We start from the raw sequence: 26,303 nt of genomic DNA on the forward strand, positions 1-26,303 counted from the left end.
ATTTTTAAAACCAGCTTATAAAATCTCCAGTAATTGGGCTCTAGTGATTTTTTGCAAGTAAATTCTTTCAAATCTTCCTGCCAAGAATGTTGTTCCTGCAATTGCAATTCCACCATCCTCGAGTTCAATTATGCTTGAAAGGGTAAATGGGTTTAAGGTGCCCAAATAGTAAGTAGCTTCTAATTGACCAGAGTTTATATCATAAAAGTAGAGTACTACTTGTCTACCTTCTGTCTCGGAGGCAATTATTACTAGCTCTCTGTTAATGCCATTGAATGGTATAATTCTACAAACCGCCTTTTCTGCTATTTCAGGAATATTTCTATCAAATAGATTGACTGAAGAACTAATATTGTTCAAGGGCAAAGTTGTTTTCGCATTCATAAAGTGGTCAGAAAACTGATAGCCGACAATTGTAAAATCTGAGGCTGCCGTTGAGTAGGCCGCTTTTAAACCTGCGTCACTTCCCTGGCCTTGTAAAACGCCAGTAGGATCGTCCCCAAAATTAGTAAATACCATGGATAAGGTATAGTTATAAAATCCATTAAAATAGTATCGGTTGCCAGCTGTCTGTCCACAGAAAAATGGTAATCTGGCACTTCTCTTGGTAAAATGATTGACAATCGCATCCTGTACATCACTTCCAGGGCCTATGGAATATCTAGCTTGTTGTAATATACGTCCTTCGCGACTTACCTCAGTCAAAATCGTATTCAATCCGTCAGGATCATAAGAAAGGAGCAATAAATTATTGTTTGCCGTCACGTTTGCAGCAAGCGGATACGAAGCAGTAGTATTCAATGCGATGGTATTCAGCGTACTATCTTCAGATATTACGGCAAGATAGGGCCTTAGTGAATTTCTATCCATACAGAAAAAATACAAAGAAGTACCCACCTTCAACAATGATTTAGTGGGGGCAACAAAGTTATCCTCCAATTGCTGCTCATTCACGAAATCCCCAATTGAATCCGTCACCACTAGATTAATGCCTGAAAAATCACTGGATGTAAGTCTTCTCTCTGATAAAACAAAAAAATTATCACCGCTCTGGTGAAGCCCTACAGGACTATAGGAAGCATTATAATTTGCATCATCATAGATTTTTAAAAATGATTGCTGCTCAAGGGATAATTCATCACTTTCACAAGAAAAAATGAAAAATGAGGTGATAAGACCAAGTACTATTAAACTGTTTTTCATAATGCTTTAAACTGGCTGTCAATGAATCGGAGAGGGAAAACAAAACTTAAAGATGCGCTATAATTTTGCAGGCTATAATCGTCTTGCACTTCTCCAAAAGATGAAAAAGTGTTTTCATCAAAGCGAGTCTCACTATTTACGATAGATTGAAAACTGTGTCGGTATTGCACATCTATGATGGATCTTATGTTCCAAAAATCAAAACTTACCCCAACGCCACCGAGTACTCCCCAATTATTTTTAATTTCTTCCTTATTATTGAGCTTAATATTTGCTCTTTGAAATTCTACTGGCTGACCAGAAGCATAATCCGTCTCAAAAATCTGCACCTCTTTATTTGCATCAAATGCAATGGAATAAAAAGCACCTGCCATCACAAAAGGTCGAATTTTATCTCCTATTATATCATATTTTACTGCTACGGGCAATTCGAGAAAAGTAATACTTTGCCTGACATTATAGCTGGTTTCATATTGATCTCTTTCTGTTTCTCCTGACCAGGCTAATTCACTGCTATAATTGATGTTATTTCTGAAAAAAGTCGGAAAGCTCATGATAGAAAAGCCTTTATGATAAAAGGTCACATCCAAGCCAATATGAAAAGCTGGATTCACAAAATTCTCATATTCTTTTTCTAGGTCTTCATTGTCATAATTTATTGGGTTTAGGCCAGAATAGCTTTGGATCAGTGTCGTTTGACTGAAGTTTGTTCCACCCCTCAAACCCAACCACCACTGGGTGTTGAGGAATTCCTGCGCTTGAGAAGCAGGCGTACTTGGCTTTTTTCTTCTTTGAGCTAATCCATCAAAGACTGTGAAAAATAGAAAAAATATCAATACAATTGGAAAAAATTTAGCTCCAGGCATAAAATCAGTTTTTGATAAGTTTTTTAGTGTCATTGATATTTTTTGCGTTTACTCTTATTGTATAAATACCAGATTTCAAACCAGATACATCTAACTGAATATCGTTACTACCTTGAAGAAGTCCCTTATTAAGCACCCCAATTGACTGCCCATTTACACCAAGAATCTCAATTCTTACTTTACCTGGCTCATTACTTTGAATTCGTAAGTTAGTTTGATCTCCAGCAGGGTTTGGAAAAGGATTATCAACCTTAAAATGCTTTCCTAACCAGGAATTAGTACCAGTTATGCTGTTTGAAATCATTTCAACATCAGGCAAAGGATTGCCATTTTCATCCGTTGCATTGAAGAAATCCTTAAAGAAAATATCATCATTAATACTTTGTTGATCAACCCCCAGCCATTCATGCAAAATGCTTGCATAGAGTTGACGGTAATCAAACTGCAAATCAATATTATTCTTATTCAAATCAGGATTGGTTCCGAACACTCCGGGATTTACCCTGTTTCCAAATACCATCACCGAGCCACCTTTCCCGTGATCTGTTCCATAACTTCCATTGGAAGGTATTCGCCTTCCAAATTCGCTCATACTGATAGTAAGCACCTTGTCTTCCATTCCTCTTGCTTTCAAGTCAGCATGAAATGCTTTCATAGCAGCAGAAATATGGTACATTTTAGTGGCGTGCACTCCCATGGTAGTATTAGTACTTTCTACTTGTCCGGCATGGTTATCAAAACCACCCATTTTCACTAGAAATACTTTAGTTTTGATACCTCCTCCCAATAGTCGAGAAACTAACTTTAACTGACCGCTCAATGGATTCCTTAAACTGCCAGAAGGGGCATTAAATGGATAGATTTCCGGATATTCAACTGAACTTTCATTTGAAGATTGATAAATCTCCTGCAATCTTTTGATGTAAGTTTCTGACTTATCTTCCAAGCCTAATATCCAGTCCATTTCCTTTTTGTAGGGAGAACCATTTAAGTGCTCAGGCGGAAGACCCCTTGGGTCAACGCCCTGATCAGCAAAACCTTCTAAGTTTTCTATTTGATTCAACAACTGTCCTGGGCTATTCCCTAATGAAATAGATGTAGGAATATTACCTTCCTGATGAAATAACAGAGAAGTGTCATTTCCCATTTCCAAAGCCAAAGGGTCAGGCATGGCCGTATTAGGAAAATCATCAGGGTAGGCAGAGGGTGCATAAACCTGGTTTAAATATCTTCCAATCCATCCTGACGAATAATAATCGTCATAATCGCCCCCCATAAACCAAATATCACGACCTCTGAAGTGTGACCCATTATTTTTAGGATATGACACTCCCTGATACATTGCAGCTTGTCCCCTATCGTACATGCTTTTGAAATCAATCATATCAGGATGGAGCCCTACCTGGTCAGGTGCAGCCAAAGTACTGTCTAGCGGAATTAATGTTCTGTTACCACTTTTGTAAGGGATGGCAATATTTGCCCTTCTGTTGTAATATAGGTCATAATTTTCGATAGGAATGAAACTATTAATGCTATCGTTGCCACCATGCAACTGAAGTATGACTAATACCTTATCATTGTCACTTTTTGGTAATAGATTTTTAAGCGGCTGATGAGAGGATAAAAGACGCAAAGGGATTCCTTGAAAGGCAATAGGTGCGCCAGCTGCAAACCCTAGTTGTTTTAAAAATTTTCTTCTATTCATAGCCTACATCAATTGATATTCAGGTGATTGCAAAATAGCATTAAAAAGATCTTGTAATTGTCTTTCTACGGTTTCTCTGTCTACTCCTTGTGTCCAGCGAAAAGCCCAAGCTTCTTCAGGATTTTCATCTATTTGAAAAGTTTTTAAAAATGCATCTAGGAAATAATTCAATCTTTCTTCAGTCAAAGGACTGGTATCAGGGTTTTGAAAACCTAAGTTATCCGTCAGCGCCAAAAATTGATTCGCAATTTCAATTACCAAATCTTTCGCATTCGAGGCCGTATTATTGTTAACATATTTTTCGACATATTCTATTGGGGTGCTTACTTGAACTGCCATTCCTTCCATATTGGCACTACTGACGCTTTGTACATAAGCATATCTTTGCGTTAAATAAGAAGTAGTTATCCAACCACGATGATAAATGGGGAATTGATGATATGCCAAATAACCAGCTACTTCGAATGGCTCGTAAAAATTCAAGCCCATATCCCCCATTTTCCCCAACCAATCATTTGTGATTTCATAAAATGCATCGGGGTTCAAAAGATAATCTGGCAATTGCAATTCTACACTTCTTGCATGACCGATTATTAAATCCAATGGACTTTTTATGATGCTTCCGAAATTATCATCTGAAATACCATCGGCTCCTTCATAGAATTCCCGACTACTGAATAAAGCTTGTAAAACAGCCTGCAAACTAAAATCTTGTTCTACAAAGACGGAAGCCATATCTTTAATTACTCCATTTTGAATTTCTTCCGTTATTTCATGGTAAACGAAAAAGCGATAAATCTTCCTACAGATATGAATTGCAGTTTCCTCTTGCTGAAAAATAACATCAATGAATTGTTTAATTTCATCTAGCGCGCTTTCATAGGTTGCTTCTCCATTCAACAATAATTCGGGGTTTGGAGTAATTATAGCATTATTGAAGCGAAAACTTAATTGTTTACTGTTGTTATCATGCTGAGCAGCTGTTAATCCATTTCCTTTGGCAATTCCCGTTGGCAGTGCAGTTTGTTCATCTATAAAACTAAAAGTGGGATCCACGTTGAACCCTGACAAAATCCTTGCGCCTTCTTGGACATCCTGTTCAGTAAAAGTGCCATAATCCCCAACGGCATTATCGCCTTTATCCGTTCCTTCCAAGCCACGTCCTACAGAATATAATTCTAGCAATTCCCTAGCATAATTCTCATTCGGACTACCCTTGACGTTTAACCTACCATCTAAAAACTGCAACATGGCATTATCTACAGAGGCTTTCTTGACCAAATCTTTGAAGCTCAAATCTTCTTCCAAAAACTGGTCAAAGGCAAATTGTCTGAAAAGTTGATTTTGAAAGTATAAAGCTCTACTGTTACCTACAACCGAGCGTTTTGTAGTGAAATGCGTATGTAAAAAATAAACAACTCTTTCTTTGAAAACATAGGCCAGCTTTTGCTCATCTGCTACATTTGGGCCAAGAAATTGACCAAGCTGCCAACCTAAAAAGTAGCGTTCCAATTCAAATCCTTCACTGTTGGCGTCTGTCGTACCCGACAGCATCCACTCTTGACCCGTTGCTGGATCTATTGGCGGCTGGGGCACTGGAATGTCTGGAACAAACAGTCTGTCAAATGCCTCCTGAGGTGTGAGCTGAGAAAATTCTTGAACCAAATCCGGAGTTGCACCAAATATAGTTCTTCTCAAAAGATGAGAAGCTCTTTGATTTCCTAAAGGCTCATTTAGTGGAGTTAGTGGCATAATATTCGATTACTTCAATATCAAAAATATAAAAAAAAATCTTCACAAATAATTTTATCGAACATTTTCATCGATTAGTCGAACGAACATGGGCCTTAAGGGAGTAAGTTTTAGGTAACAATTGTAACTAACGATCTCCTTTCTTTTACATTATACACTTTAATCGTTAGCATCAGACGAACTATTTTTTAATATGATTGATTAAAGATCAAAATACACTACTTTTGTAATTGTGAAGCAAAAAGTCATCACTATAGCGCTACTACTATTTTTTCTTTGCCATACTTTCATGTTCATGGTCATCAGGCTTAATTTTGAAGTAAATAGAGATAGACTAGCGGAATTGTTTTGTGTAAACCAAGACAAACCGATGACTATGTGTTATGGGAGTTGTTATTTAAATGATCAATTGAAGAAAGAAGCTGAAAAAAAGAGTTCTGAAAAAAATACCATGTCAGAGCAAATCCAGCTAGACAAGAGCCCTAAGACGCTCAGCATAAAAGAGTTTAACGCTGATATTCCTACACAGCACTCTTATCCTCAGTATTCGAATATCTATAAGTTCTTATTTGAATTTGACATTACGCATCCTCCCTGTCTAATAGCTTAAATCTTATCGAACCCAAGTTTTAACTATTACACAATAATCGAAAAATGAAAAGTAGAATTCTATCTCTACTTTCCCTCTTTCCCTTGTTAATAGCTTGCAATCCTGAAGAATATTCTCCTGTTGTAAAAGATGGATATGAAATAAACCCACCTGTTTATTTTGGGGACTATCAGGAACGTATCCCTAATGACAATCCAATTACTAAAAATGGATTTGCCCTAGGAAGAAAGCTATTTTATGAAACAGCTTTATCTGCGGATAATAGCATTTCTTGCGGAACATGCCATCAACAGGAATTGGCATTTACTGACGGAAAAGCGGTAAGCGAAGGAGTTGAAGGAAAGCTAGGAAAAGTAAGCGCCATGTCACTAAGCAATTTGCTATGGACAGAGAATTTCACCTGGACTGGTAAATTTAATCGTTTGACAGATCAATCGCTTGATCCCATAAAAAATCCAGTGGAGATGCATTTACCTTTGGAGCAAGCAGTAGAAAAGCTTGAAGAGCAAGGATATGCTACAGACTTTCAAAAAGCATTTGGTTCTTATGAAATCACTGTTGAAAGAATTGGGAAAGCACTTGCTCAGTTTCAACGTGCATTGATATCGTCTGACTCTAGATATGATCAATATTTGAGAGGCGAAATTCAAGCCTCTCCAGCCGAATTAAATGGGATGAACCTTTTTTTCACTCATCCAATACCGGGCCAATTGAGAGGAGCGAATTGTGGCGATTGCCATTTGGGGCCACTTACTTCTGGGGATATTGATGAATTTCAAGGATTCCATAACAATGGATTGGATACAGATGAAACTATGGATAGTGGCTTAATGAGTGTTACGGGTAAGCCTGAAGATAAAGGGCGTTTCAAAGCCCCTACGCTCAGAAATATAGCTGTAACAGCACCATATATGCATGACGGAAGATTCAAAACTTTAAAAGAAGTCATGGACCATTACAATTCAGGAATCAAGAACAGCAAAACATTAGACATTCTGATTATTGAAGGCAGCAATGAGCCCGTAGGTGTTCATGATGAAATTAGGCTGCACTTGACCGAAAAAGAAAAAGAAGATGTAATCGCTTTTTTACACATGCTTACGGATGAATCTTTTTTAAACAACCCAAAATTTTCTAACCCTCACTAAATCGAGGATTCGAAATGATAATTTTTAAAGACTGAAGAAATAAAATGAGAACAATAAAAAATAAATTTATGTATGCCTCAACTCTGGTTTTGGCGTTGTCAGTCACTTCTTGTAATGACACAAAGGAACTCGATAAAGGCACCTTAATAATTCAATTTGAGAATCTTTTGGATGGAGAAGCCTTGAAATTTGAAGGGACTAGATACAATAGAGATCAAGTTGATTTTCAGATAGCGGTATTAAAATACTATATCTCTAATGTGAAATTTTTGGATGAAACTGGTCAGGTTATCTATACTGAAGAAGAAAGCTACCATTTATTGGAAGAAACAGCCTCAAGAAAAGACTTGGCTATTGAACTGACAGAATTAGAAGTGCAAGAGGTTTCCAGCATAGAGTTTTCTATAGGAATTGATCCTGAGAAAAATTTAAGCCTAGATAACACGGGAGACCTAGACCCAAGCAATGAAATGGCCTGGAATTGGGATACAGGCTATAAATTCCTACTTATGGAAGGTGAAATATTCGAGTCTGAAGGAACAAGGAAAGGAATGGTTTATCACATTGGCGGAAACGAAAATTATAAAACAATAAAAAAAGAAGTTAACACCAAAATTAAAGCAGGTACAACAACTACGATAGAAATCAAGGCAGAAGTTCTATCTCTGTTCGATGCTCCACACTATATCAATATAAATGAAGTAAATGTGGCAATGGGCGGAGAAAACGCAAGTAAAATAGCTGAGAATTATGCTAACAATTTCTTTTCAATTAATACTCCAAATTGATTTTAAAAATTAAAAAATAATAAAATGAAAAATCTATATATTCTATTAACAGCAAGCATCCTCATGTTTTCTTGTAATGACGACATGGACGAAAACATCATCCAAGAGGATGTATCGTTTAAGTTCCACTTTCATCCTACTGTTGGTAGGGAGGAATTTTCCACAGATCAAGCTTACAGCATTAACAATCACGAAGTAATTTTTTCCACAGTGTCATTTTACGTTTCTAACTTATCCTTGCAACACAAGGAGGGACAAGAAGTAACACTTGATAATGCTACTGAAGAGAAAGATGATGATTTGTTCCTATTGGTTTCTGCTGACAAAATGATTTATGAAGGCGTTACGGTTCCTGGCGGGGAATATAGCAATTTATCTTTCCAAATTGGGGTGGATACGGTTGTGAATAAAACAATAGAACCCTCTGCTTGGCCTTCCGATCATGCATTGTCTGAGGATTACCCTGGCTTTGCCTACTGGAGCTGGAATTCAGGCTACAAATTTATTGTAGCTGAAGGAACCATTGATGGCGAAGCCTTCAAATATCATATTGGGACTAATGCTCTTATCAAGGATATTAATTTATCAGAAGGTTTTATGCTATTGGAAGATGGAAACGAAATCATGATTACCTATGACATTGCGGAGTTTTTCTCCGGCATCGATTTAAGTAATCCTGAAAACCTAGTCAATATGACTTTTGGTGACCCAGTGCTAGCCGCTAAGATTGCCGATAATGTAGGTAATTCAGTAAAAATAATGAATGGCCATAGCATGTAATTACCAGAAGAATCAGAACAAAGGATTTTACTTATAAATCTTTTTTCTAGCAAAATGGCGCACAAATAATCAATCTTAAGTCATTCGACTGTTGTACCTGATTTAGCACTACTTAAGAACGTATTTGTGCGCCTCTCACAATCTTTTATCAACTATGAGATATGCTAAAAATACATAAAAATTATATTTTCTCTTTATTACTCATACTTGGATTTACTATTGGAGGGTGTAACGAGAAAGAAATAATCCCACAGTACACAATAGAGGTTCCTGATAACTTGGGTGGATATTTACCACAAAACGGGAGAAACAAATTTACTGAAAAAGGAGTCTTGCTTGGAGAGAAAATCTTCTTTGATCAGCGATTTTCCTCCAATGGAAAGGTCTCTTGTGCAACTTGCCATGAGCCTGAAAGAGCATTTACTGATGGTTTGGCATTATCTAATTTAGGAGTTTCAGGAAAGGCTTTAAACCGAAATTCACCTACTCTCGCAAATGTTGCTTGGGCAGTTGGTCTATTTTGGGATGGAGGAGCACTTAATTTGGAATCTTTAAGCTTCGGCCCACTGACGCATGTTGATGAAATGAATAATGATTTGGATAGCTTGGTAGACTGGCTGTCAAATGATCCTGAATACTCCCCTTTGTTTTTAGAGGCCTTTCCAGCTTTAGGCGTTTCTTCAGCTTCAATTTCCAGAGCGTTGGCACAATTTCAACGAACTTTGATCTCAGCAAATTCAAAGTATGACCAATATACGCGAACTGATGAAAATATATTTTCAGCAGCAGAAAAAAGGGGGCTTCAATTGTTTACCCAGCATTGCAGTAGTTGCCATGAAACCGATCACTTGACAGATTTCGACTACCATAATAATGGACTTGATTCCGAGTTCAATGATACTTCCTTAGAAGAGGTTTTTATGGGCCGTTACAGAATAAGCCGAGACGAGCGCGACATTGGAAAATATAAGACCCCGACCTTAAGAAATATCGCATTAACAGCGCCCTATATGCACGATGGAAGATTTCCAACCTTAGAAAGTGTCCTAATTCATTATGCAAAAGGGGTTCAAGATTCCGAAACTCTATCCCCAATCTTAAAGGACGGTGAGCAGCTCGGAATCAAATTGAGCCCCAAAGAGCAAAGTGAAATTATTGAATTTCTACATACTTTAACTGACGAAGAATTTATAAATAATTATTGAAATGAATAAAAAAATAATCCTGCTAGTTGTCCTTACAAGCTTGCAAAGCAAATTATTGGCATGTGATGTTTGCAATATATTTGAATTTAAGACTGTAGACCAAAAAAATTATATAGGGGTCTTCTATCATTATATGTCTTTCAATGGCTATGACCATCTCAACCAACCACACCAATTATTTTCAAAATCTCCACAAATGCATGAGTTGGATGGCTCAAACCTATTCTTTGAAAAAAAGCAACAAGACTTTGAGAAATATTCAACCTTCGCATTAAGAGCTAATATAAATCTATTTAAGAATTTTAGATTGAACGTATTGCTGCCATATGAACATACAGTGGTCTACTACAATAAAGTATGGTCTACTTTAGACCCTGTTTCGGATACCACCATGTTATTATCTGGATTGGGGGATGCTATCGTGGGAATAGACAAAAACATAAGATTCAAAACTGATCAATTCACCCACTATCTAATCCCGGGGCTTAGCTTGAAGTTACCCACAGGGATTACCAATATAAAAGATAACGCAGACGAGGTATTTGATCCGGAAATACAGCCTGGGACAGGAAGCCTCGATGTGCTATTGAAGCTTAATTACACTTTGACTAATGGAAAATGGGGTGTGTTTTCTGCAACAAATTATAAAATAAACAGCACTCATAACGGCTATAGATTTGCCAACAGCTTTAATTTTCAATCTGATATTTTCTTAATCTTAGGTAATCCTAAAAAACAATTTATACCTCAAGCAGGCTTATACTTGGAAAGAGCTGGCAATAACCTAGACAATGGTAATATTATAGATTTCACTGGAGGCAGTACTGTATTTTTCGATAGTGGTATGGAATTGCGACTAAACAATTCTATTAGTTTCCAATTTTCAGCTCAACTACCCATTTACGATCAAAGAAACAACACCCAAATTGGCAATGCGGGTAGATTAAATGTAGGCCTGATAAAGATGATTTAGGATATTAAAACAAATAGCCCACCAAGTATTTGAAAAAAAGAGGGCATTTAGTAAGGAAAATATCTTACAAAATGCCCTCTAATCAATTATGAAACTATTGAATCAAGTATTTCATTTAAGGTCTTGCTTGGTCTCATTTGCTTTATCAATATGCTTTCTTCGGGTTTATAGTAACCTCCCATATCAACCGACTTGCCTTGCGCTGCTATCAATTCTTCATTGATTTGTGCTTCTTTGGCGCTCATATTTTCGGCTACTCTGCTAAATATCTTTTTCAAATCTGCATCTTCATCTTGATTTGCCAAAGCTTCAGCCCAATACATCGCTAAATAAAAATGACTTCCTCTATTATCAATTTCATTTACTTTTCTTGATGGAGATTTATTTTCATCCAAAAATTTTGATGTCGCATTGTCCAATGCTGCACCTAAAATTTTCGCTCTCTCATTTCCAAAAGTTTTACCTAGATGATCTAAAGAAACTGCTAAAGCTAAAAATTCTCCCAACGAATCCCATCTTAAGTGGCCTTCTTCCATGAATTGTTGCACATGCTTGGGAGCTGATCCACCCGCACCTGTTTCGAATAATCCTCCACCGTTCATTAATGGAACGATAGATAACATTTTAGCGCTAGTTCCTACTTCCAAAATCGGGAAGAGGTCTGTTAAATAATCTCTTAACACATTCCCTGTCACAGAAATTGTATCTTTTCCTTCTACTATTCTTTCAAATGAGAAGCGAGTTGCCTCTACAGGATTCATGATTCTAATGTCTAAACCATTTGTATCATAATCCTTCAAATATTCATTCACCTTCTTGATCAATTCAGTATCATGTGAACGATTGCTATCTAACCAAAAAACGGCTGGATCGCCTGTATCTTTGGCTCTGTTAACTCCTAACTTCACCCAATCTCTAATCGGAGCATCTTTCACTTGGCACATTCTCCAAATATCGCCTTCAGCAACTTCGTGGCTTAATAATACATTGCCATTAGCATCTGTAACTTCCACAGTTCCTGCTTCTGGAATCTCAAATGTTTTATCGTGAGAACCATACTCTTCAGCTTTCTGTGCCATTAATCCCACATTGGAAACGCTTCCCATCGTAGCAGGATCCAAAGCACCATTTTGCTTACAAAAATCTATAGTCTCTTGGTAAACCCCTGCATAACTCCTATCTGGAATAATGGCCTTAGTGTCTTGCGTTTTATTATCTTTATTCCACATCTGACCAGAAGTTCTAATCATTGCAGGCATAGAAGCATCAATGATTACATCACTCGGCACATGTAGGTTGGTAATTCCCTTGTCGGAATTTACCATGGCCAAATCAGGACCCTCATTGTAGCAAGCTTCAATATCTGCTTCAATTTCATTCCTTTTACCTTCATCCAAGTCGTCAATTTGCGTTAAAATGGAAGCAAATCCGTTATTTACATCTACTCCAATTTCGTCAAATGTTGCTTGGTGTTTCTCAAATACTGGTTCAAAGAAAGCTTTTACGGCATGACCAAAAATAATTGGATCCGATACCTTCATCATGGTGGCTTTCAAGTGAATGGAGAATAAGACTCCTGCCTTTTTCGCCTCCTCTTTTTGGTCTTTTAAGAAAGCACGCAATGCGGATGCACTCATTACAGCAGCATCAATAATCTCACCTTCCTGAAGTTTCAATCCACTTTTCAGCTCTTTAACTTCTCCCAACTTTGTTTTCAGTTCAATTTTAACTTCTGTTGCAGCAGGTAATGTGATTGACTTTTCACTTCCGTAAAAATCACCCTCACTCATGCTGGCTACATGACTCTTAGAATCTTTACTCCAAGCCCCCATGCTATGTGGATGCTTCTTAGCAAATTCTTTTACAGCTTTAGGCGCTCTCCTATCCGAATTACCCTCTCTCAGAACTGGATTAACAGCACTTCCTTTTACATTATCGTATTTAGCTTTTACTTGCTTTTCCTCATCATTTGCAGGTTCATCAGGATAATCTGGTAAATCATATCCCAATGACTGCAATTCTCTGATAGCAGCCTTCAATTGGGGAATAGAAGCACTAATATTTGGTAGTTTTACAATGTTAGCTTCTGGACTTTTAGCGATTTCACCTAGTTCCGCTAAATCGTCATTTATTCGCTGTTCCGGTTTTAATCTGTCGGGAAATTGCGAAATGATTCGTCCTGCTAAAGATATATCTCGCGTCTCTACCACTACCCCTGCCGAATCAGTAAATGCCTTTACAATCGGAAGAAAAGAATAAGTTGCTAAAGCCGGAGCTTCATCTGTTTTAGTATATAAAATCCTTGCAGTTTTTGACATGGTTAATGTATTTGTTTTAAATTTTAATAGACATCAATAAGTAACGGTCATTCGAAAGCCTTGTTCCAAAATTCAGGACGCGAAATTAAATAAAAGTAGGTCGATATAAAATTATTTCTTGAAGCATCCACTCCACGGAACAAACAATATCAGAAACAAGCAGTTCCTCAAAAAAAGAATATGGAATTTGTTATTGCCGGAGGTACTGTTTTAATTGCTATTGGAGTGGTCTACTTTTCACTCAAAAGAATCTTTCGTGACTCTTAGTAGTGCAGAATCCTGAAGACAGAAAAGCACTCTTTGTACTTTTCAAGACACTAGTGAAGTTATATTTACTCAGAAATAAATTTAGTACATTTCATCTTCGTTTGGGAAGTCCACATTTTTCACATCTCCTACATATTTTCCGATTGCTTCCGTGATGATTGTATCAAGACGAGCATAGTGCCGTAAAAATCTTGGTTTGAATTCGGTAGTAATACCCAATAAATCATGAAGGACTAAAACCTGTCCGTCCACATAAGGCCCGGCACCAATTCCGATGATCGGAATATTTACTTCCTCAGCTACTCTTTTAGCTAGTTCTGCTGGTATTTTTTCGAGCACGATACTGAAACAGCCGCACTCTTCTAGTATTTTAGCATCCTCAATTAATTTTTCAGCTTCTGCCTCCTCTTTGGCCCTAACAGTATAAGTACCGAATTTATAAATGGATTGAGGGGTCAAACCTAAATGTCCCATAACTGGAATTCCTGCACTTAAAATTCTTTTGATAGATTCTTGAATCTCAGCTCCACCTTCCATTTTTACTGCATGACCACCTGACTCTTTCATAATACGAATAGAAGAACGCAAAGCCTCTGAAGAATTCCCTTGATAAGAACCGAATGGAATATCTACCACTACAAGTGCTCTTTCAACAGCTCTTACTACAGCAGAAGCATGATAAATCATTTGGTCCAGCGTAATAGGTAAAGTAGTTTCATGTCCGGCCATAACGTTGGAAGCCGAATCACCGACTAAAATAACATCTACACCAGCAGCGTCCACTAATTTTGCCATAGAGAAGTCATACGCAGTTAACATTGAAATTTTTTCATTGCGGTTTTTCATTTCCTGCAATTGGTGCGTAGTGATTTTTTTTAAAGGCTTCTTATGAACTGACATTTAACTATTTTATTTATAATTCTCTATGTTATAACTATTTGGAATAATAATGGTAAATTTTGTCCCCTCTCCTTCTTCAGATTGGACATCAAGTTTAGCATCTAATTTTTTAATGACATTTTTAACGATATACATTCCTAAACCACTTCCTTCACTGTTTTCAGAGGCTCGATAAAACATATCAAAAATTTTCTCTAATTTATCGTGGGGAATACCTTCTCCATTATCTTCTATTATAATCTTCGCCTCTTCAGCCGAAGTTTGAATATCAATATTAATATAAGAAAATTCAACATCTAAATTTTTCCTATACTTTATAGAATTTGAAATCAGATTATTTAAGATGATACGAATTTTGGTCAGATCTGAATGAAATGGATACCATTGAATTATCTTGGTCCGAATTTCAAGGTTCTTGGTGGTGTAAACATGATGAAAATTGGTAATACTGTTATTAACTTCCACCATGAAATTAATTGGGACAGCTTCAGGCTCTTCCATTCTATTATCGCGGGACATAGCTAATAAATCAACTACGAATTTATCTAACCTGTTAATACTTCCAGTAATCATCTCAATAATTTTCCGAATTTCGGAAGGCCTACTTTCAGTTTTCAGAATCTCTATTAAGCCCATTAAGGACCTTAAAGGAGAACGAATGTCATGTGACGCATGGTACACAAAATTATCTAACTCAAAATTTAATCGCTGTAGCTCTATCAAATTCTCTTTAAACTCGCTGATATCCCTGAAAATAATATCATAATATGCTTGATCATTGGACTCAACTTCTATTGCTGATATTGAGACCCAGGTCTCTGACTCATCCCAACGCTCAAATTTAGCTTCAAACTCCTCAATTGAATCCTTATTATTCAGTTGCCCTAAGAATTTTTTGACATCATCTCTTTCTTTGAAAGGATCAGTCATTTTCATATAACGTTTCTTTTCAGGGAGGGCTAATATATTAAGTCCTTTCTGATTGATTTCTACTACTTCTAAATCAGATTTCTTTACTCTCATGATTCCGATCAGGGAATTCTGAAAAAAGTTCTTATACTTTTCTTCGCTAGATTTAATGATTTCATCACTTTCTCTTTTTTCAGTAATATCCCGATGAGAACCTGAAACCCTTATAGGCTCACCTTTTTCATTAACTGTAAGCTTTGCTGTAGATCTTACCCAAATATAATGACCGTCTTTATGTTTAAGCCTAAATTGAATATTGTACTCCGCTCTCTCCCCTCTAATAAACTCATTTAAAGCATTTACTGCAAAATTTCTATCTTCAGGATGCATCAATTTTTCCCAAAGCTCAAAATATTCCTCGAATTCTTCCGGGTCATATCCTAACATGGAAATCCAAGGGGGCGAAATAAAAACCTCTTCAGTTACGAGATTCCGATCCCACAAACCTTCATTTGCTCCAGCTGCAGCATATTGATACTGCGCTAGCCTTTTTTCAACTGCTTCGAGATCTTGTTTTAATTGAAGATTTTCCTTTTCCAAAGAGATATTTGATTTACTTTTATTCATGCAAAGTTCTTAGCTTCATGAAATATTCGCTTTAAAGATAAAACAATCTTAATTGAAGCCTATTTTTAATAATCCCATAAATTGAGAAAAACCTTTTTAAGGAGCAATCAAAATCAAATCAATTCGATAACATGGCCTATTTGTTCGAGAAAAAAGCAGTTATTTATGCTTCCTGATTTGCTCTATCCGATTTTTAAACCAAACATTAAGAATTACACCTAACAATATTAAGAAAATTCCAGAAAAAACTATCCAATTATAAGATTCATCGAAAAACACATATCCGTAGCCCAACGCATACACAATGGTTAAATACTTTAAACTCGCTACTTTTGATAAATCTTCAGCCTGATAAGACATGGTCATAAAATACTGTGCAAATTGCGTCAAAACACCTATTGCAAGCAATATGAGCCATTCGTTTCCGACCGGCATTTCCCAATTAAAAACAGAATAAAGTCCTGTGAGTGGAGTGGTTACCAAGGGAAAATAAAAGACAATCACCAGTGGATGCTCTGTCATTTTGATTTTCCTGATGATATTATAAGCCAAACCAGCAAAGATAGAAGCACTAATTCCGATTATGAACATCCGGATGGAAATCCTAGGATCAAAACCTTGGATAATTATTAAACCTACAAATGCCATAACATAAAAAATCCACTGCTTAGGATGCACTCTCTCTTTTACAATGAAAATTCCTAAGATAGATGTGAAAATGGGAGAAAGGAATTGCATCGTCACAGCAGAACCTAACGGTATATTTTGCAGTGTGTAGAAGTACATCGTCAAGGCCACTGCTCCCACGGCACCTCTAGCCACTAACAGTTTTTTATTATTCCCTAAGACGGGAACTCCTATTGATTTTAAATAAACAAAACTCATGACGAAAGAAATGAGTGATCGGAAAAACACTATTTCCACAGCAGGAATATTGGGCAACATTTTCACAAAAACGTTCATTGTTGCAAAGAGAAACCCTGCTATAAGCATATAAAGAATACCTTTATTCATAATAAAACTTAAGCATGCAAAGCTAAAAGCTTATTGTGAAAAGGGGCAACAATACTCGTAAATAATGAAAAATAATAAATTTATAGTTGATGAAACCAATAATAAATGATTTCATTAAAAACTGAGTAAACTCCTGTTCTAGACTTCAATCTAAAATTCTCTTTTCCGGAATTCTGTTTACTACTTTTAACAATAACTAATGATTTACGGCTTGAGTCGGATACTTCATTGCTTGAATTTTCAATCTGCTTTATAAAGCCCACTTTCTTTTCAATCAAAGATGAGCTAGTGTCGACATTTTTATCATTTAATGACTGCGGCACAAGCAACTTGGTACTCCAAGATATGAGCAAGCATAACAAAAAGAATCTCTTCCAGAAAGGCTTCATTTACTAGTCTTTTATATAGCTACAAAAGCAAGATACCGCTCTAAGCAAAAAAGTTGCATTTAAGCCTATGAGATTTCCTTTAAACAAAATTTCTTATAGCATTTTTAAAAATTTTCAGTTATAGCTTTTAAATTGAAACTTTGAAAAATAATTGAAAGCAAATGGAAAAGGAAATACGATTTCTATCATCAGAAAATAAAGGGAAAGCATATCTTGGGGATATAAATTCACCCGATGCACAAATGACATTTTCAATTACACCCAACTCTCTGTGGATTATTGATCATACAGAGGTGGATGAAAGCCTAAAAGGTCAAGGGATAGGTAAAGAACTATTGCTTGAAATTGTAGAAAAAGCTAGAAATTCAAAAATTGAAATTTTGCCTTTATGCCCCTATGCAAAACATGCTTTTGAAAAAGATGAAAGCATTCAGGATGTTCTAAAGTAGAAAAAATAGCCTATGAAAATAAAAGAACCTGATTACTCAGGCTCCTATATTCATTATTTCTTCTTGCTCGCTTTCTTTTTAGGAGCTGCTTTTCTGCCGCCTTTTTTATTAGGTGTCTTCTCAGCTAATTCCACGCATTCCTGATAGGTCAAATCTGTTGGCTCCGTATCTTTAGGGATTTTGACATTCTTTTTGCCAAATTTGATATAAGGTCCCCATCGTCCATTCAAAACTTGTACATCAGGATCCTCATCAAAGCTCTTGATGAATTTCTCTCTATCTGCTTTACGCTTTTCTTCGATTAGCTCAATTGCTCTATCAGCGGTGATATCTAAGGGATCTTCACCCTTTGGAATGCTGACAAACTTACCATCATGACGAACATAAGGACCAAATCGACCGATAGCTGCTACCATCTTCTGATCTTCATATTCTCCTAAATCTCGAGGTAGCTTGAAAAGTTCCATCGCATCATCGAGTGTAATGCTTTCAATAAACTGGCCCTTACGCAGGCTAGCGAATTTCGGCTTCTCTGCCTCTTCGTCTTCTTTATCAGGTGTTTCTCCTAATTGCACTAAAGGTCCGAATTTCCCTAAACGAACAATTACTTTTTTACCTGTTTTTGGATCTACACCTAACTCTCGGCCAGTGTTGACATCTTTCCTTTCTATGCTTTCTGCTTCATCAACTTTTTCATGAAACTCACCATAAAATTTCTTGATCATATTGTTCCAGATCTTCTCGCCCTTCGCAATTTCATCAAATTCTTGTTCCACTTTAGCCGTGAAGTTATAGTCCGTAACATTAGGAAAATGCTCCACTAAGAAATCATTCACAACCATCGCCAGATTGCTTGGGAATAATTTATTCTTTTCTGTTCCGGTTATTTCAGTTTTCTCAGAACGATTAATTTTTCCATTCTCTAAGACCATCTCCACATAGTTCCGATCTTTTCCGTCACGGAATTCCTTATTGACATAGCCTCTTTTTTGAACAGTAGAAATAGTAGGCGCGTAAGTAGAAGGTCGACCAATACCCATTTCCTCAAGTTTCTTCACCAGAGTGGCTTCATTGTATCGAGCGGGCGCTCTAGTAAATCCTTCTCTGGATTGCATTCTTCTCAGATCCAAACTTTGGCCTACTTGCAATGGAGGTAGCATTCCCTTAGTCACATTGCTCTCCCCTTCTTCCTCATCATCTGTAGATTCAATGTATACTTTTAGGAATCCTTCAAATTTCACAACCTCACCACTTGCACTTAAAGTTTCATCGGTATTCGATATATCGATGCTTACATTAGTCTTCTCGATTTGAGCATCTGACATTTGAGAAGCAATAGCTCTCTTCCAGATTAAATCATACAATCTTTGTTCATTATAATCGCTGCTCGCTTCTCTTGTAGAAAAGTTTGTAGGTCTAATGGCTTCGTGAGCTTCCTGTGCACCAGCTGATTTTGTTTTAAAAGTACGTGTGTGGGCATAATCAGCACCATACTCAGATTTAATTTCCCTCGCAGCACCATCTTTAGCTTCATCGGATAAGTTCAAGGAATCTGTTCTCATGTAGGAAATCTTACCTGCCTCGTATAACCGCTGCGCTAGAGTCATAGTTTGGGAAACAGAAAATCCAAGCTTTCTAGAGGCCTCTTGCTGCAGAGTGGAAGTAGTAAAGGGAGGTGCAGGAGTTTTCTTTCCAGGCTTTTTCTCTAATTTACCTATAGAAAACTCAGCATCTAGGCATTTCTCTAAAAAAGCCATGGCTTCTGCTTCCGTTTTATATCGACCTGGGAGCTCCGCTTTTAATTCTTTGCCTTCTACATTAAAAAAGGCCTGTACTTTATAAAAGGACTCAGGTTTAAACTTTTCAATTTCTCTTTCCCTTTCTACCACTATTCTTACAGCAACAGACTGCACTCTACCCGCAGAAAGTCCTGTTTTGATTTTTTTCCATAAAATTGGAGAAAGTTCAAAACCCACCAATCGATCTAAAATTCTTCTGGCCTGCTGCGCATTCACTAAATCTATATCAATGCCTTTAGGAGAATTAATTGCATTTTGAATAGCTGATTTTGTAATCTCCCTAAAAACAATTCTTTTGGTTCTGGCATCGTCTAAGTTCAAAGCTTCTTTTAAGTGCCATGAAATAGCTTCTCCTTCGCGGTCATCATCAGTTGCGAGATAGATCATTTCTGCCAACTTCGCTTCCTTTATTAATGCCTTTATTACTTCTTTTTTATCCTTAGATACTTCGTAAGTAGGTTTAAAATCGTTTTCTATGTCGATGGCATTATTTCCTTTTGGTAAATCACGAACATGGCCGTAGCTCGAAAGCACCTTATAGTCTTTCCCTAAATAACCTTCAATAGTTTTGGCTTTCGCAGGTGACTCCACTATCACTAAATTTTTCGACATATCTATTGGCTTATTTTAATTTGAAATTCAAATATCATTATTTTTTTTTAGAAAAAAAGAATTTAGGTTTTTAGTCGTTTATTGAGATAGTTTAACGAATGTTCCTAATTTTACTATCAAACAGCTAATCAATCAAATGGTTAAAGATCTTTATTTAATTCGCCATGGCGAGGCAGAAGAACCAAATGCCGGCTTAAAAGATGTGGAACGCCAATTAACCGCTAAGGGTTTGCAGGATGCCTCAAAAGTGGGCATATACCTAAAGCAAAAGGAGTTTCACCCAGATATTATGTTGCATAGCATTGCTGAAAGGACTACTGAGACCATGAACAGGATAAACGAGCAGCTTGGAGTCAAGCCCGACCATATTGAAGCTTCTGAAGATATCTATGAGGCTTCAGCAAGGATCATGTTGCGAGTGATTTCCGAAATTCCTGCAGAAATGCGTTCTGCTGTGGTGATTTGCCATAATCCATCTATTACCTATCTTTCTGAATATATAACAGGTGCAGAGGTAGGCTATGTGGAGCCGGCAGGCATCGTACATATCCAGATTCCTTTTTCCTCTTGGTCAGAGGTATCGGAAAAAAATTGTGACTTAATAGAATACATTAGACCAGAAGATATTCAATAATAATTTATGACAAAGAAACAGGAAATTATTAACGCCTTTGATCCAAATGGTTTGGGTAATGTAGAGCATATTTTTGCTCTTCCCTTTGATGAAAAAACTGCAGATTTAATTTTAATTCCAGTGCCATGGGAGGTAACAGTTTCTTACGAAGCAGGTACTGCTCAAGGGCCTCAACATATCTTGGAAGCCTCCACTCAAGTGGACTTATATCAGAAAGACATTATTGATGCTTGGAAAATGGGAATTAAGATGCTCCCTCTTAATCAAGATTTATTAACCAAAAGCAATAAACACCGAATTTTGGCTGAGGAATATATCAGCTTATTGGAAGCAGGGGAGGAAAAAACTGAAAAGGGCACCAGCATATTGCAGGAAGTCAACTCAGTTTGCGCTGAAATGGTAGAATGGGTGAAATCAGAATCTCTAAAACAACTTAATAAACATAAGCTACTAGGATTGGTTGGCGGTGACCATAGTACTCCGCTAGGGGCAGTACAAGCTCTAGCTACTCAACATGAGTCATTTGGAGTATTGCAAATTGATGCTCATATGGATTTTAGAAAAGCTTATGAAAATTTCGAATATTCTCATGCCTCTATTTCCTATAATATGCTACAGACTGTCCCTCAAATTGAAAAAATGGTGCAAGTAGGCATTAGAGATTTTTGCGAAGAAGAAATTAAATTTGCTGAAAAGCAGGGTGAAAGAGTGAGTGTCTTCTATGATGACGATATAAAAGTGGGCATGTTTGAAGGTGAATCATGGACGATAATTTGTGATAGAATCATTAAAGAACTGCCTAGTGAAGTGTATATCACCTTTGATATTGATGGCTTGAGACCAGAATTGTGTCCCAATACTGGCACTCCAGTGCCTGGCGGCCTAAGCTATTCAGAGATCATTTATTTATTGACCAGACTCGTGAAAAACGGTAAGAAAATTATTGGTTTTGACTTAAACGAAGTAGCTCCAGGAGAAAATACCGATTGGAATGGAAATGTGGGAGCTCGAATTTTGTATAGACTTTGCAATTTAATGGGCGTTTCTCAGGGGAAATTGGAGTGGGATGAGCGTTTTTAAAATAAACGTAAAAAAATAACTTTTTTTTAAGCCCCAGATGCTTTTCTGTTTGAAGTATTAAAACCCTAAACCCTAAACCCGATCACCAACATATCATCAGTTTGCTGCATCTCACCTTGCCATCTTTTCATCTCCAGTTCAAGGCTCTTGCCTTGTTCAGGCAGGCTTTTATTTGAAATGCTTTCTAAAAGTGATTTAAATCTTTTCCGTAAATACTTTTTCTGCGTTTTAATTCCAAACTGATCTGGAAAACCATCGGAACTTAAATAGAAGGTTTGGTTTTTCTCAAATTCAATTTCCTGAAAAGTGAATTTCTTATCAGGACTATTAAAATACTCCCCTACTGTAAAATTATTACCTTTAAACTCTTTTAATTCATTATCCTCTACAACATAAAGCGGTCTTTTAGCTCCTGAAAAAGTAACTAACTGTCGTTCATAATCGATTTTACACAGCGCCACATCCATGCTGTGATTCGATCTTGTCACTTCTTTTTGCTTCAAAATATCCATCACTTTTATGTCCAGTTTAGCCAATATTTTATGTGGCTCAATTTCGTGTTCTTCATTTACGATTTGGTTCATTGTTGCATTGGCGATCACTGTCATAAATGCACCTGCCACACCATGTCCTGTGCAATCAATTAAAGCTAAAATATCGCATCCATTCTGACGAGAGTACCAATAAAAGTCACCGCTCACAATATCTTTCGGTTTATAATATACAAAAGAGGAAGGAATATTTTCTTTGAAACTATTCTTGTTCATGATACCATCCTGGATACTCTTGGCATATTCGATGGAATCGGTAATATTTTGATTCCAGCTTTCCAATTTCATTTTTTGGATCTCAATTGCTTGTTTGCTTTTAAGAATTTCTTCGTTCTGATATTCCAGCAAAGTCTTCGCTTTGCGATTTTGTTTGAATTTTTGAAAAGAGATAATAGCCAAAGACAATAATAAAATTGAAAAACCGAACGCACCATAAGTAAAGAGTTGACTATTTTGATATTGCAAATCCTTAATCTCTGACTCCTTTCTCAATAAAGCAATCTCTTTTTCCTTTTGCTCTAATTCAATACTTTTTTCGAGTTCAGCAATTGCTCTTCTAGATTTTTCATTGAATAAACTATCGTTCATTATATGATACTGATTCATATACATATACGAATTTTTCAAATCTTCCAAATGAATATAAACCTCAGCAAGAGTACTGAAGGCATCTAATAATATGGGCTTTGCATTTATTGAATTTGCAATGTCAACAGCATCTAAAGCTGCATTTTTTGCAGCCATATGACTCCCTCTCGCATTATGAAGTCTAGCAATTTTGACGAGCGCAGCTGAAACTCCAAATTTATTGTCAGCAGCTTCCTCTTTCTTCAGCGATTTATTGAAGTAATAGAGTGCACTGTCATAAGCTTGACGATTGAAGTAAATTTTTCCAATATTACTATAGGGGTCAAATAATGATGATTGCGAAGGGTTTTGCTCGTAAATTCTTAGAACTCGCCTGTAGTAGTCCTCGGCTTCGAACTCTTGGCCTTGATCTAGATAAATATTACCAATGTTATTGAGAATCCTAAGTAATCGAGGAACGTCCTTCAACTTTTCAAATATCTCTTTGGCATCCGTATAATAATCTAAAGCCCTCTCAAAATCTTCGTTGATTGAATAGATGTTTCCGATATTACTTAAAGATTTCCCTATCCCTTCCTGATTACGCAAAGAATCGTAAAGATTAAAAGATATTTTGTAGTAATTAAGCGCCTTATCGTAATCACCTTTTTGTTTGTAGTAAACTCCAAGATTATTGTTTGCTGTAGCTTCTCCTTGTAGAAAATTAATCCTCTTAGAAATTTCTAAAGCAGTATTCGCATACTCAAAACTTTTTGCAGGTTGGCTTTTGTACTGAATTCTAAATAAGGCATTTAACCTCATAACTTCAGTGCTATCTATTGTATCCCCTTTTCTTTGTGAAAAAGAGTCGAAGGCAACAGTAAAAACAACGATAAGCACTAAAAAAAATGACTTTTTTGCAATCATACTAAATCTATATCTTGCTAAGATGCTATAAATATTTGAAAAAGTAATATTCAAAACTGCTATATTTATTTAGAATACATACAATTTGATCATTAATTTATTTCATTTTTACTAGAGTATCATTACAACCAATCTAATGCTACATGTGTCATTAATTCGAACTAATAAATTTCATAAATGCAATGAAAGCACCTCTACTAAAACTATTAATACTTTCAAGTCTTTGCTTTAGCTTACTTGCTTGTGAGCCTTGGGAAAGAGTTCCTGATTTTGACGTTGAGCAAGTTGAAGGATACAGGCCAATTTATGCTACCGAAAGTGAGAAACAAATAAAAACTTTGCCTGCCCAAGAGATTGACGACCCTGGTAAGATTTATGTCATCAATGACTATTTGCTACTAGTTGACCGACTAAAAGGCATTCATGTTTTCGATAATAAAAATCCTGAAAATCCTCAAAACATTGGTTTCATTCAAATTACCGGGAGCAACGATGTAGCTGTACGAGATAATATTTTGTATGCAGATCAAGCTACTGATTTGTTAGCTATTGATATTAGCAATCCCGAAAATGTTAAAATAGCTTCTCGGGTTAAGGGTGTTTTTCCATTTGGTATTCAATACCCTCAACAGCAAGGGGTGTATTTTGAATGTCCTGATCCCGAAAAAGGCTTAGTTATAGCTTGGGAACTAACCACCTTACAATCTCCAAAATGCTACCGTTAATTTCATTAAAAACTATCCTTGCACCATGAAAAATTTAAAATTATACCCAGTCTTAATACTTTTTACTGCCTTAGTACTTTCGGTCCTGACTTCATGCTCAAGCGACTCAGAATTTGATGGCTCTGGAGAAGGTAAAGGAGGATCAATGGCTAGATTCACCTTTCTAAAAGGCTATTTATACGTAGTTGATCAAAGCACCTTAAAGACTTTTGACATCAGTAATCCTGAAAATCCAAATCTTCTGGGAACTGAGAATGTAGGAGACGGTGTAGAAACCATTTTTCCATACGAAAATTATTTGTTCTTAGGTACTCAGTGGGGAATGAAGATCTATTCTGTTGAAGATGACCCAATCCCAAATTTTCTATCGGACTTTGAACATTCATTTTCTTGCGATCCAGTGGTAGTATCAAACAGTATAGCATATGTTACCTTAAGAAGTGGAACTACTTGTCAAACGGGAGAGAATCGAATGGAAGTGGTTGATGTCTCAGATTTACGAAACCCGCGCCTCCTGAATACTATCCCCATGGAAAATCCTCATGGTTTATCGGTTAGTGATACTGTACTTTTTGTTTGCGAAGGTGATTTTGGTTTTAAAGTCTTCAATATTAAAGATCGATCAAATCCTGAATTGATATCGCACTATGATAGTATTCCAAGCTACGATGTGATTACTAATTATGGAAGGAAAGAATTAATTATCACAGGTAGAAACGGAATATTTCAATACGATTATCAAGATCCTTATCAATTAAAAGAATTAAGTCAAATTTTAAGTACTCAGGGTAATGAATAAAGCTTTACTTATTATCTCAATGGGATGTATTAGTTTTGTTTGCTTCGCTCAAGAAAATCACTCCACTAAAGATAGTATTGTCAATGATTATAAACCATTATTACTATCATATATTTCATTAAGCTCTAATTTCGAAAGTTATAATTCGTTTGATTTAGGTTTGATGAGCTCCCTTGGAGCAAGAACTGCTATTGGAGGAGAATTGGGCTACATTTACAACCTGCAGGGTCTAAATCAAAGAATAGAAGATAATTGGTATACAGACGTGTATGGCATCAAAGCATATTTTTACTATCGCTATTTTTTTCAAATTGATGAAAACTATCCCTACCATTCTAAAACTTTTATAGATATAGAGCCACAATTTTATTGGACAAGTTTTAAAGCTGAAAGAATTGCCGGTTATGCTTGTAATGATCAATTTGGAGATTGTGAATATTACCGGTTTTATGATTCCAGAGTTAATAGAATTGTGCCTGGCTTGAATATCAAGTTTGGCAAAGTCTATGATTACGACCCATTTTATATCACGCTTTTCCTAGGTTTAGGATATAGATATATTCAGGAATATTCTGAAATGAATGAGAAGTCCGTGCTACCAGAAAAAATTTTTGATCGGAAAGGAGACCTTAGCGATCTACAAACTGGAGGAGTAATAAAACTAAGATTGGGCTTGCAACTAGCCTACAATCTTTGGAAGTAACTA

The 26,303-nt window shown here is 36.4% G+C and carries 22 protein-coding genes; 12 read left to right on the top strand and 10 right to left on the bottom strand.

Annotation, left to right across the window (positions count from 1 at the left end):
- Positions 1-15: 15 nt before the first annotated feature.
- From B9Y84_RS13550 to B9Y84_RS13565, 4 genes are read right to left on the bottom strand one after another with little or no spacing between them, the layout of a single operon-like run.
- Positions 16-1,203 carry a hypothetical protein gene (locus B9Y84_RS13550; RefSeq protein WP_085517920.1) on the bottom strand — a complete coding sequence of 396 codons (1,188 nt, stop codon included), beginning with the start codon at positions 1,201-1,203 and terminating at the stop codon, positions 16-18.
- On the bottom strand, positions 1,200-2,102 hold the full coding sequence (locus B9Y84_RS13555; protein WP_085517921.1) for an outer membrane beta-barrel protein: 903 nt from the start codon (positions 2,100-2,102) through the stop codon (positions 1,200-1,202). The genes B9Y84_RS13550 and B9Y84_RS13555 overlap by 4 nt, the downstream gene beginning before the upstream one ends.
- The gene (locus B9Y84_RS13560; RefSeq protein ID WP_085517922.1) at positions 2,074-3,774 is read right to left on the bottom strand and encodes a DUF1501 domain-containing protein; all 1,701 of its coding nucleotides are present in this window, start codon (positions 3,772-3,774) and stop codon (positions 2,074-2,076) included. Before B9Y84_RS13560 ends, B9Y84_RS13555 begins: the two co-directional genes overlap by 29 nt.
- Before the next feature lie 3 nt (positions 3,775-3,777).
- Positions 3,778-5,526, bottom strand: a complete 1,749-nt coding sequence (locus tag B9Y84_RS13565; protein WP_085517923.1) for a DUF1800 domain-containing protein — start codon at positions 5,524-5,526, stop codon at positions 3,778-3,780.
- 232 nt (positions 5,527-5,758) lie between these two features.
- Between B9Y84_RS13565 and B9Y84_RS13570 the strand changes: the two genes are divergently transcribed.
- The 6 genes from B9Y84_RS13570 (at position 5,759) to B9Y84_RS13595 (ending at position 11,030) form a co-directional block, all read left to right on the top strand.
- Entirely contained in the window at positions 5,759-6,136 is a 378-nt protein-coding gene (locus tag B9Y84_RS13570) for a hypothetical protein (protein WP_139828036.1), read from the top strand.
- 44 nt (positions 6,137-6,180) lie between these two features.
- Positions 6,181-7,284, top strand: coding sequence for a cytochrome-c peroxidase (locus B9Y84_RS13575; RefSeq protein ID WP_085517925.1), 1,104 nt, complete (start codon positions 6,181-6,183; stop codon positions 7,282-7,284).
- A gap of 44 nt (positions 7,285-7,328) precedes the next feature.
- Positions 7,329-8,072, top strand: a complete 744-nt coding sequence (locus B9Y84_RS13580) for an MbnP family protein (protein ID WP_085517926.1) — start codon at positions 7,329-7,331, stop codon at positions 8,070-8,072.
- Positions 8,073-8,096: 24 nt separating this feature from the next.
- Positions 8,097-8,852, top strand: coding sequence for an MbnP family protein (locus tag B9Y84_RS13585; protein WP_085517927.1), 756 nt, complete (start codon positions 8,097-8,099; stop codon positions 8,850-8,852).
- A 161-nt stretch (positions 8,853-9,013) separates the two neighbouring features.
- Positions 9,014-10,057 carry a cytochrome-c peroxidase gene (locus B9Y84_RS13590; protein ID WP_085517928.1) on the top strand — a complete coding sequence of 348 codons (1,044 nt, stop codon included), beginning with the start codon at positions 9,014-9,016 and terminating at the stop codon, positions 10,055-10,057.
- A gap of 1 nt (position 10,058) precedes the next feature.
- Positions 10,059-11,030 (top strand): hypothetical protein, encoded by a 972-nt coding sequence (locus B9Y84_RS13595; RefSeq protein ID WP_085517929.1) that lies wholly within the window; start codon positions 10,059-10,061, stop codon positions 11,028-11,030.
- Between the two features lie 86 nt (positions 11,031-11,116).
- Here the strand turns inward: B9Y84_RS13595 and B9Y84_RS13600 are convergent, their stop codons facing one another.
- From B9Y84_RS13600 to B9Y84_RS13615, 4 genes are all read right to left on the bottom strand, one after another.
- The gene (locus B9Y84_RS13600; protein ID WP_085517930.1) at positions 11,117-13,348 is read right to left on the bottom strand and encodes an NADP-dependent isocitrate dehydrogenase; all 2,232 of its coding nucleotides are present in this window, start codon (positions 13,346-13,348) and stop codon (positions 11,117-11,119) included.
- Positions 13,349-13,696: 348 nt separating this feature from the next.
- A complete protein-coding gene (gene panB / locus B9Y84_RS13605) occupies positions 13,697-14,515 on the bottom strand; it encodes a 3-methyl-2-oxobutanoate hydroxymethyltransferase (RefSeq protein ID WP_085517931.1) in 819 nt (272 codons plus the stop codon).
- A gap of 9 nt (positions 14,516-14,524) precedes the next feature.
- Positions 14,525-16,051: a sensor histidine kinase gene (locus B9Y84_RS13610; protein WP_085517932.1), complete on the bottom strand. Its 1,527-nt coding sequence runs from the start codon at positions 16,049-16,051 to the stop codon at positions 14,525-14,527.
- Positions 16,052-16,210: 159 nt separating this feature from the next.
- Complete coding sequence (locus B9Y84_RS13615; protein WP_085517933.1) at positions 16,211-17,065, bottom strand: DMT family transporter; 855 nt, start codon at positions 17,063-17,065, stop codon at positions 16,211-16,213.
- A 550-nt stretch (positions 17,066-17,615) separates the two neighbouring features.
- Here B9Y84_RS13615 and B9Y84_RS13625 point away from each other — a divergent pair.
- Positions 17,616-17,903, top strand: coding sequence for a GNAT family N-acetyltransferase (locus tag B9Y84_RS13625; protein WP_085517935.1), 288 nt, complete (start codon positions 17,616-17,618; stop codon positions 17,901-17,903).
- A gap of 53 nt (positions 17,904-17,956) precedes the next feature.
- On the opposite strand, the gene topA is transcribed toward B9Y84_RS13625, so the two are convergent.
- A complete protein-coding gene (gene topA / locus B9Y84_RS13630) occupies positions 17,957-20,314 on the bottom strand; it encodes a type I DNA topoisomerase (protein ID WP_085517936.1) in 2,358 nt (785 codons plus the stop codon).
- A 136-nt stretch (positions 20,315-20,450) separates the two neighbouring features.
- On the opposite strand from topA, the gene B9Y84_RS13635 reads away from it, so the two are divergent.
- Both B9Y84_RS13635 and B9Y84_RS13640 read left to right on the top strand, forming a co-directional pair.
- Positions 20,451-20,948, top strand: a complete 498-nt coding sequence (locus tag B9Y84_RS13635) for a SixA phosphatase family protein (protein ID WP_085517937.1) — start codon at positions 20,451-20,453, stop codon at positions 20,946-20,948.
- Positions 20,949-20,954: 6 nt separating this feature from the next.
- Positions 20,955-22,028 (top strand): agmatinase family protein, encoded by a 1,074-nt coding sequence (locus B9Y84_RS13640; protein ID WP_085517938.1) that lies wholly within the window; start codon positions 20,955-20,957, stop codon positions 22,026-22,028.
- A 65-nt stretch (positions 22,029-22,093) separates the two neighbouring features.
- Here the strand turns inward: B9Y84_RS13640 and B9Y84_RS13645 are convergent, their stop codons facing one another.
- The gene (locus B9Y84_RS13645) at positions 22,094-24,127 is read right to left on the bottom strand and encodes a tetratricopeptide repeat protein (protein ID WP_139828037.1); all 2,034 of its coding nucleotides are present in this window, start codon (positions 24,125-24,127) and stop codon (positions 22,094-22,096) included.
- A gap of 128 nt (positions 24,128-24,255) precedes the next feature.
- On the opposite strand from B9Y84_RS13645, the gene B9Y84_RS13650 reads away from it, so the two are divergent.
- Genes B9Y84_RS13650 through B9Y84_RS13660 form a run of 3 tightly spaced genes read left to right on the top strand, consistent with a single transcriptional unit; the run spans position 24,256 to position 26,300 of the window.
- Positions 24,256-24,798 carry an LVIVD repeat-containing protein gene (locus B9Y84_RS13650; RefSeq protein WP_085517940.1) on the top strand — a complete coding sequence of 181 codons (543 nt, stop codon included), beginning with the start codon at positions 24,256-24,258 and terminating at the stop codon, positions 24,796-24,798.
- A gap of 25 nt (positions 24,799-24,823) precedes the next feature.
- Positions 24,824-25,597, top strand: coding sequence for an LVIVD repeat-containing protein (locus B9Y84_RS13655; RefSeq protein WP_085517941.1), 774 nt, complete (start codon positions 24,824-24,826; stop codon positions 25,595-25,597).
- Positions 25,590-26,300 carry a hypothetical protein gene (locus B9Y84_RS13660; RefSeq protein ID WP_085517942.1) on the top strand — a complete coding sequence of 237 codons (711 nt, stop codon included), beginning with the start codon at positions 25,590-25,592 and terminating at the stop codon, positions 26,298-26,300. Before B9Y84_RS13655 ends, B9Y84_RS13660 begins: the two co-directional genes overlap by 8 nt.
- Positions 26,301-26,303 lie beyond the last annotated feature (3 nt).

Origin of the sequence: Marivirga sericea, assembly GCF_900177665.1 — a bacterium.
Taxonomy (GTDB): domain Bacteria; phylum Bacteroidota; class Bacteroidia; order Cytophagales; family Cyclobacteriaceae; genus Marivirga; species Marivirga sericea.

Excerpts from the sequence above, each read along its gene's own strand:
- B9Y84_RS13550 (WP_085517920.1), bottom strand. The coding sequence starts at position 1,203 with ATGAAAAACAGTTTAATAGTACTTGGTCTTATCACCTCATTTTTCATT.
- B9Y84_RS13555 (WP_085517921.1), bottom strand. The coding sequence starts at position 2,102 with ATGACACTAAAAAACTTATCAAAAACTGATTTTATGCCTGGAGCTAAA.
- B9Y84_RS13560 (WP_085517922.1), bottom strand. The coding sequence starts at position 3,774 with ATGAATAGAAGAAAATTTTTAAAACAACTAGGGTTTGCAGCTGGCGCA.
- B9Y84_RS13565 (WP_085517923.1), bottom strand. The coding sequence starts at position 5,526 with ATGCCACTAACTCCACTAAATGAGCCTTTAGGAAATCAAAGAGCTTCT.
- B9Y84_RS13575 (WP_085517925.1), top strand. The coding sequence starts at position 6,181 with ATGAAAAGTAGAATTCTATCTCTACTTTCCCTCTTTCCCTTGTTAATA.
- B9Y84_RS13580 (WP_085517926.1), top strand. The coding sequence starts at position 7,329 with ATGAGAACAATAAAAAATAAATTTATGTATGCCTCAACTCTGGTTTTG.
- B9Y84_RS13585 (WP_085517927.1), top strand. The coding sequence starts at position 8,097 with ATGAAAAATCTATATATTCTATTAACAGCAAGCATCCTCATGTTTTCT.
- B9Y84_RS13590 (WP_085517928.1), top strand. The coding sequence starts at position 9,014 with ATGCTAAAAATACATAAAAATTATATTTTCTCTTTATTACTCATACTT.
- B9Y84_RS13595 (WP_085517929.1), top strand. The coding sequence starts at position 10,059 with ATGAATAAAAAAATAATCCTGCTAGTTGTCCTTACAAGCTTGCAAAGC.
- B9Y84_RS13600 (WP_085517930.1), bottom strand. The coding sequence starts at position 13,348 with ATGTCAAAAACTGCAAGGATTTTATATACTAAAACAGATGAAGCTCCG.
- panB (WP_085517931.1), bottom strand. The coding sequence starts at position 14,515 with ATGTCAGTTCATAAGAAGCCTTTAAAAAAAATCACTACGCACCAATTG.
- B9Y84_RS13610 (WP_085517932.1), bottom strand. The coding sequence starts at position 16,051 with ATGAATAAAAGTAAATCAAATATCTCTTTGGAAAAGGAAAATCTTCAA.
- B9Y84_RS13615 (WP_085517933.1), bottom strand. The coding sequence starts at position 17,065 with ATGAATAAAGGTATTCTTTATATGCTTATAGCAGGGTTTCTCTTTGCA.
- B9Y84_RS13625 (WP_085517935.1), top strand. The coding sequence starts at position 17,616 with ATGGAAAAGGAAATACGATTTCTATCATCAGAAAATAAAGGGAAAGCA.
- topA (WP_085517936.1), bottom strand. The coding sequence starts at position 20,314 with ATGTCGAAAAATTTAGTGATAGTGGAGTCACCTGCGAAAGCCAAAACT.
- B9Y84_RS13635 (WP_085517937.1), top strand. The coding sequence starts at position 20,451 with ATGGTTAAAGATCTTTATTTAATTCGCCATGGCGAGGCAGAAGAACCA.
- B9Y84_RS13640 (WP_085517938.1), top strand. The coding sequence starts at position 20,955 with ATGACAAAGAAACAGGAAATTATTAACGCCTTTGATCCAAATGGTTTG.
- B9Y84_RS13650 (WP_085517940.1), top strand. The coding sequence starts at position 24,256 with ATGAAAGCACCTCTACTAAAACTATTAATACTTTCAAGTCTTTGCTTT.
- B9Y84_RS13655 (WP_085517941.1), top strand. The coding sequence starts at position 24,824 with ATGAAAAATTTAAAATTATACCCAGTCTTAATACTTTTTACTGCCTTA.
- B9Y84_RS13660 (WP_085517942.1), top strand. The coding sequence starts at position 25,590 with ATGAATAAAGCTTTACTTATTATCTCAATGGGATGTATTAGTTTTGTT.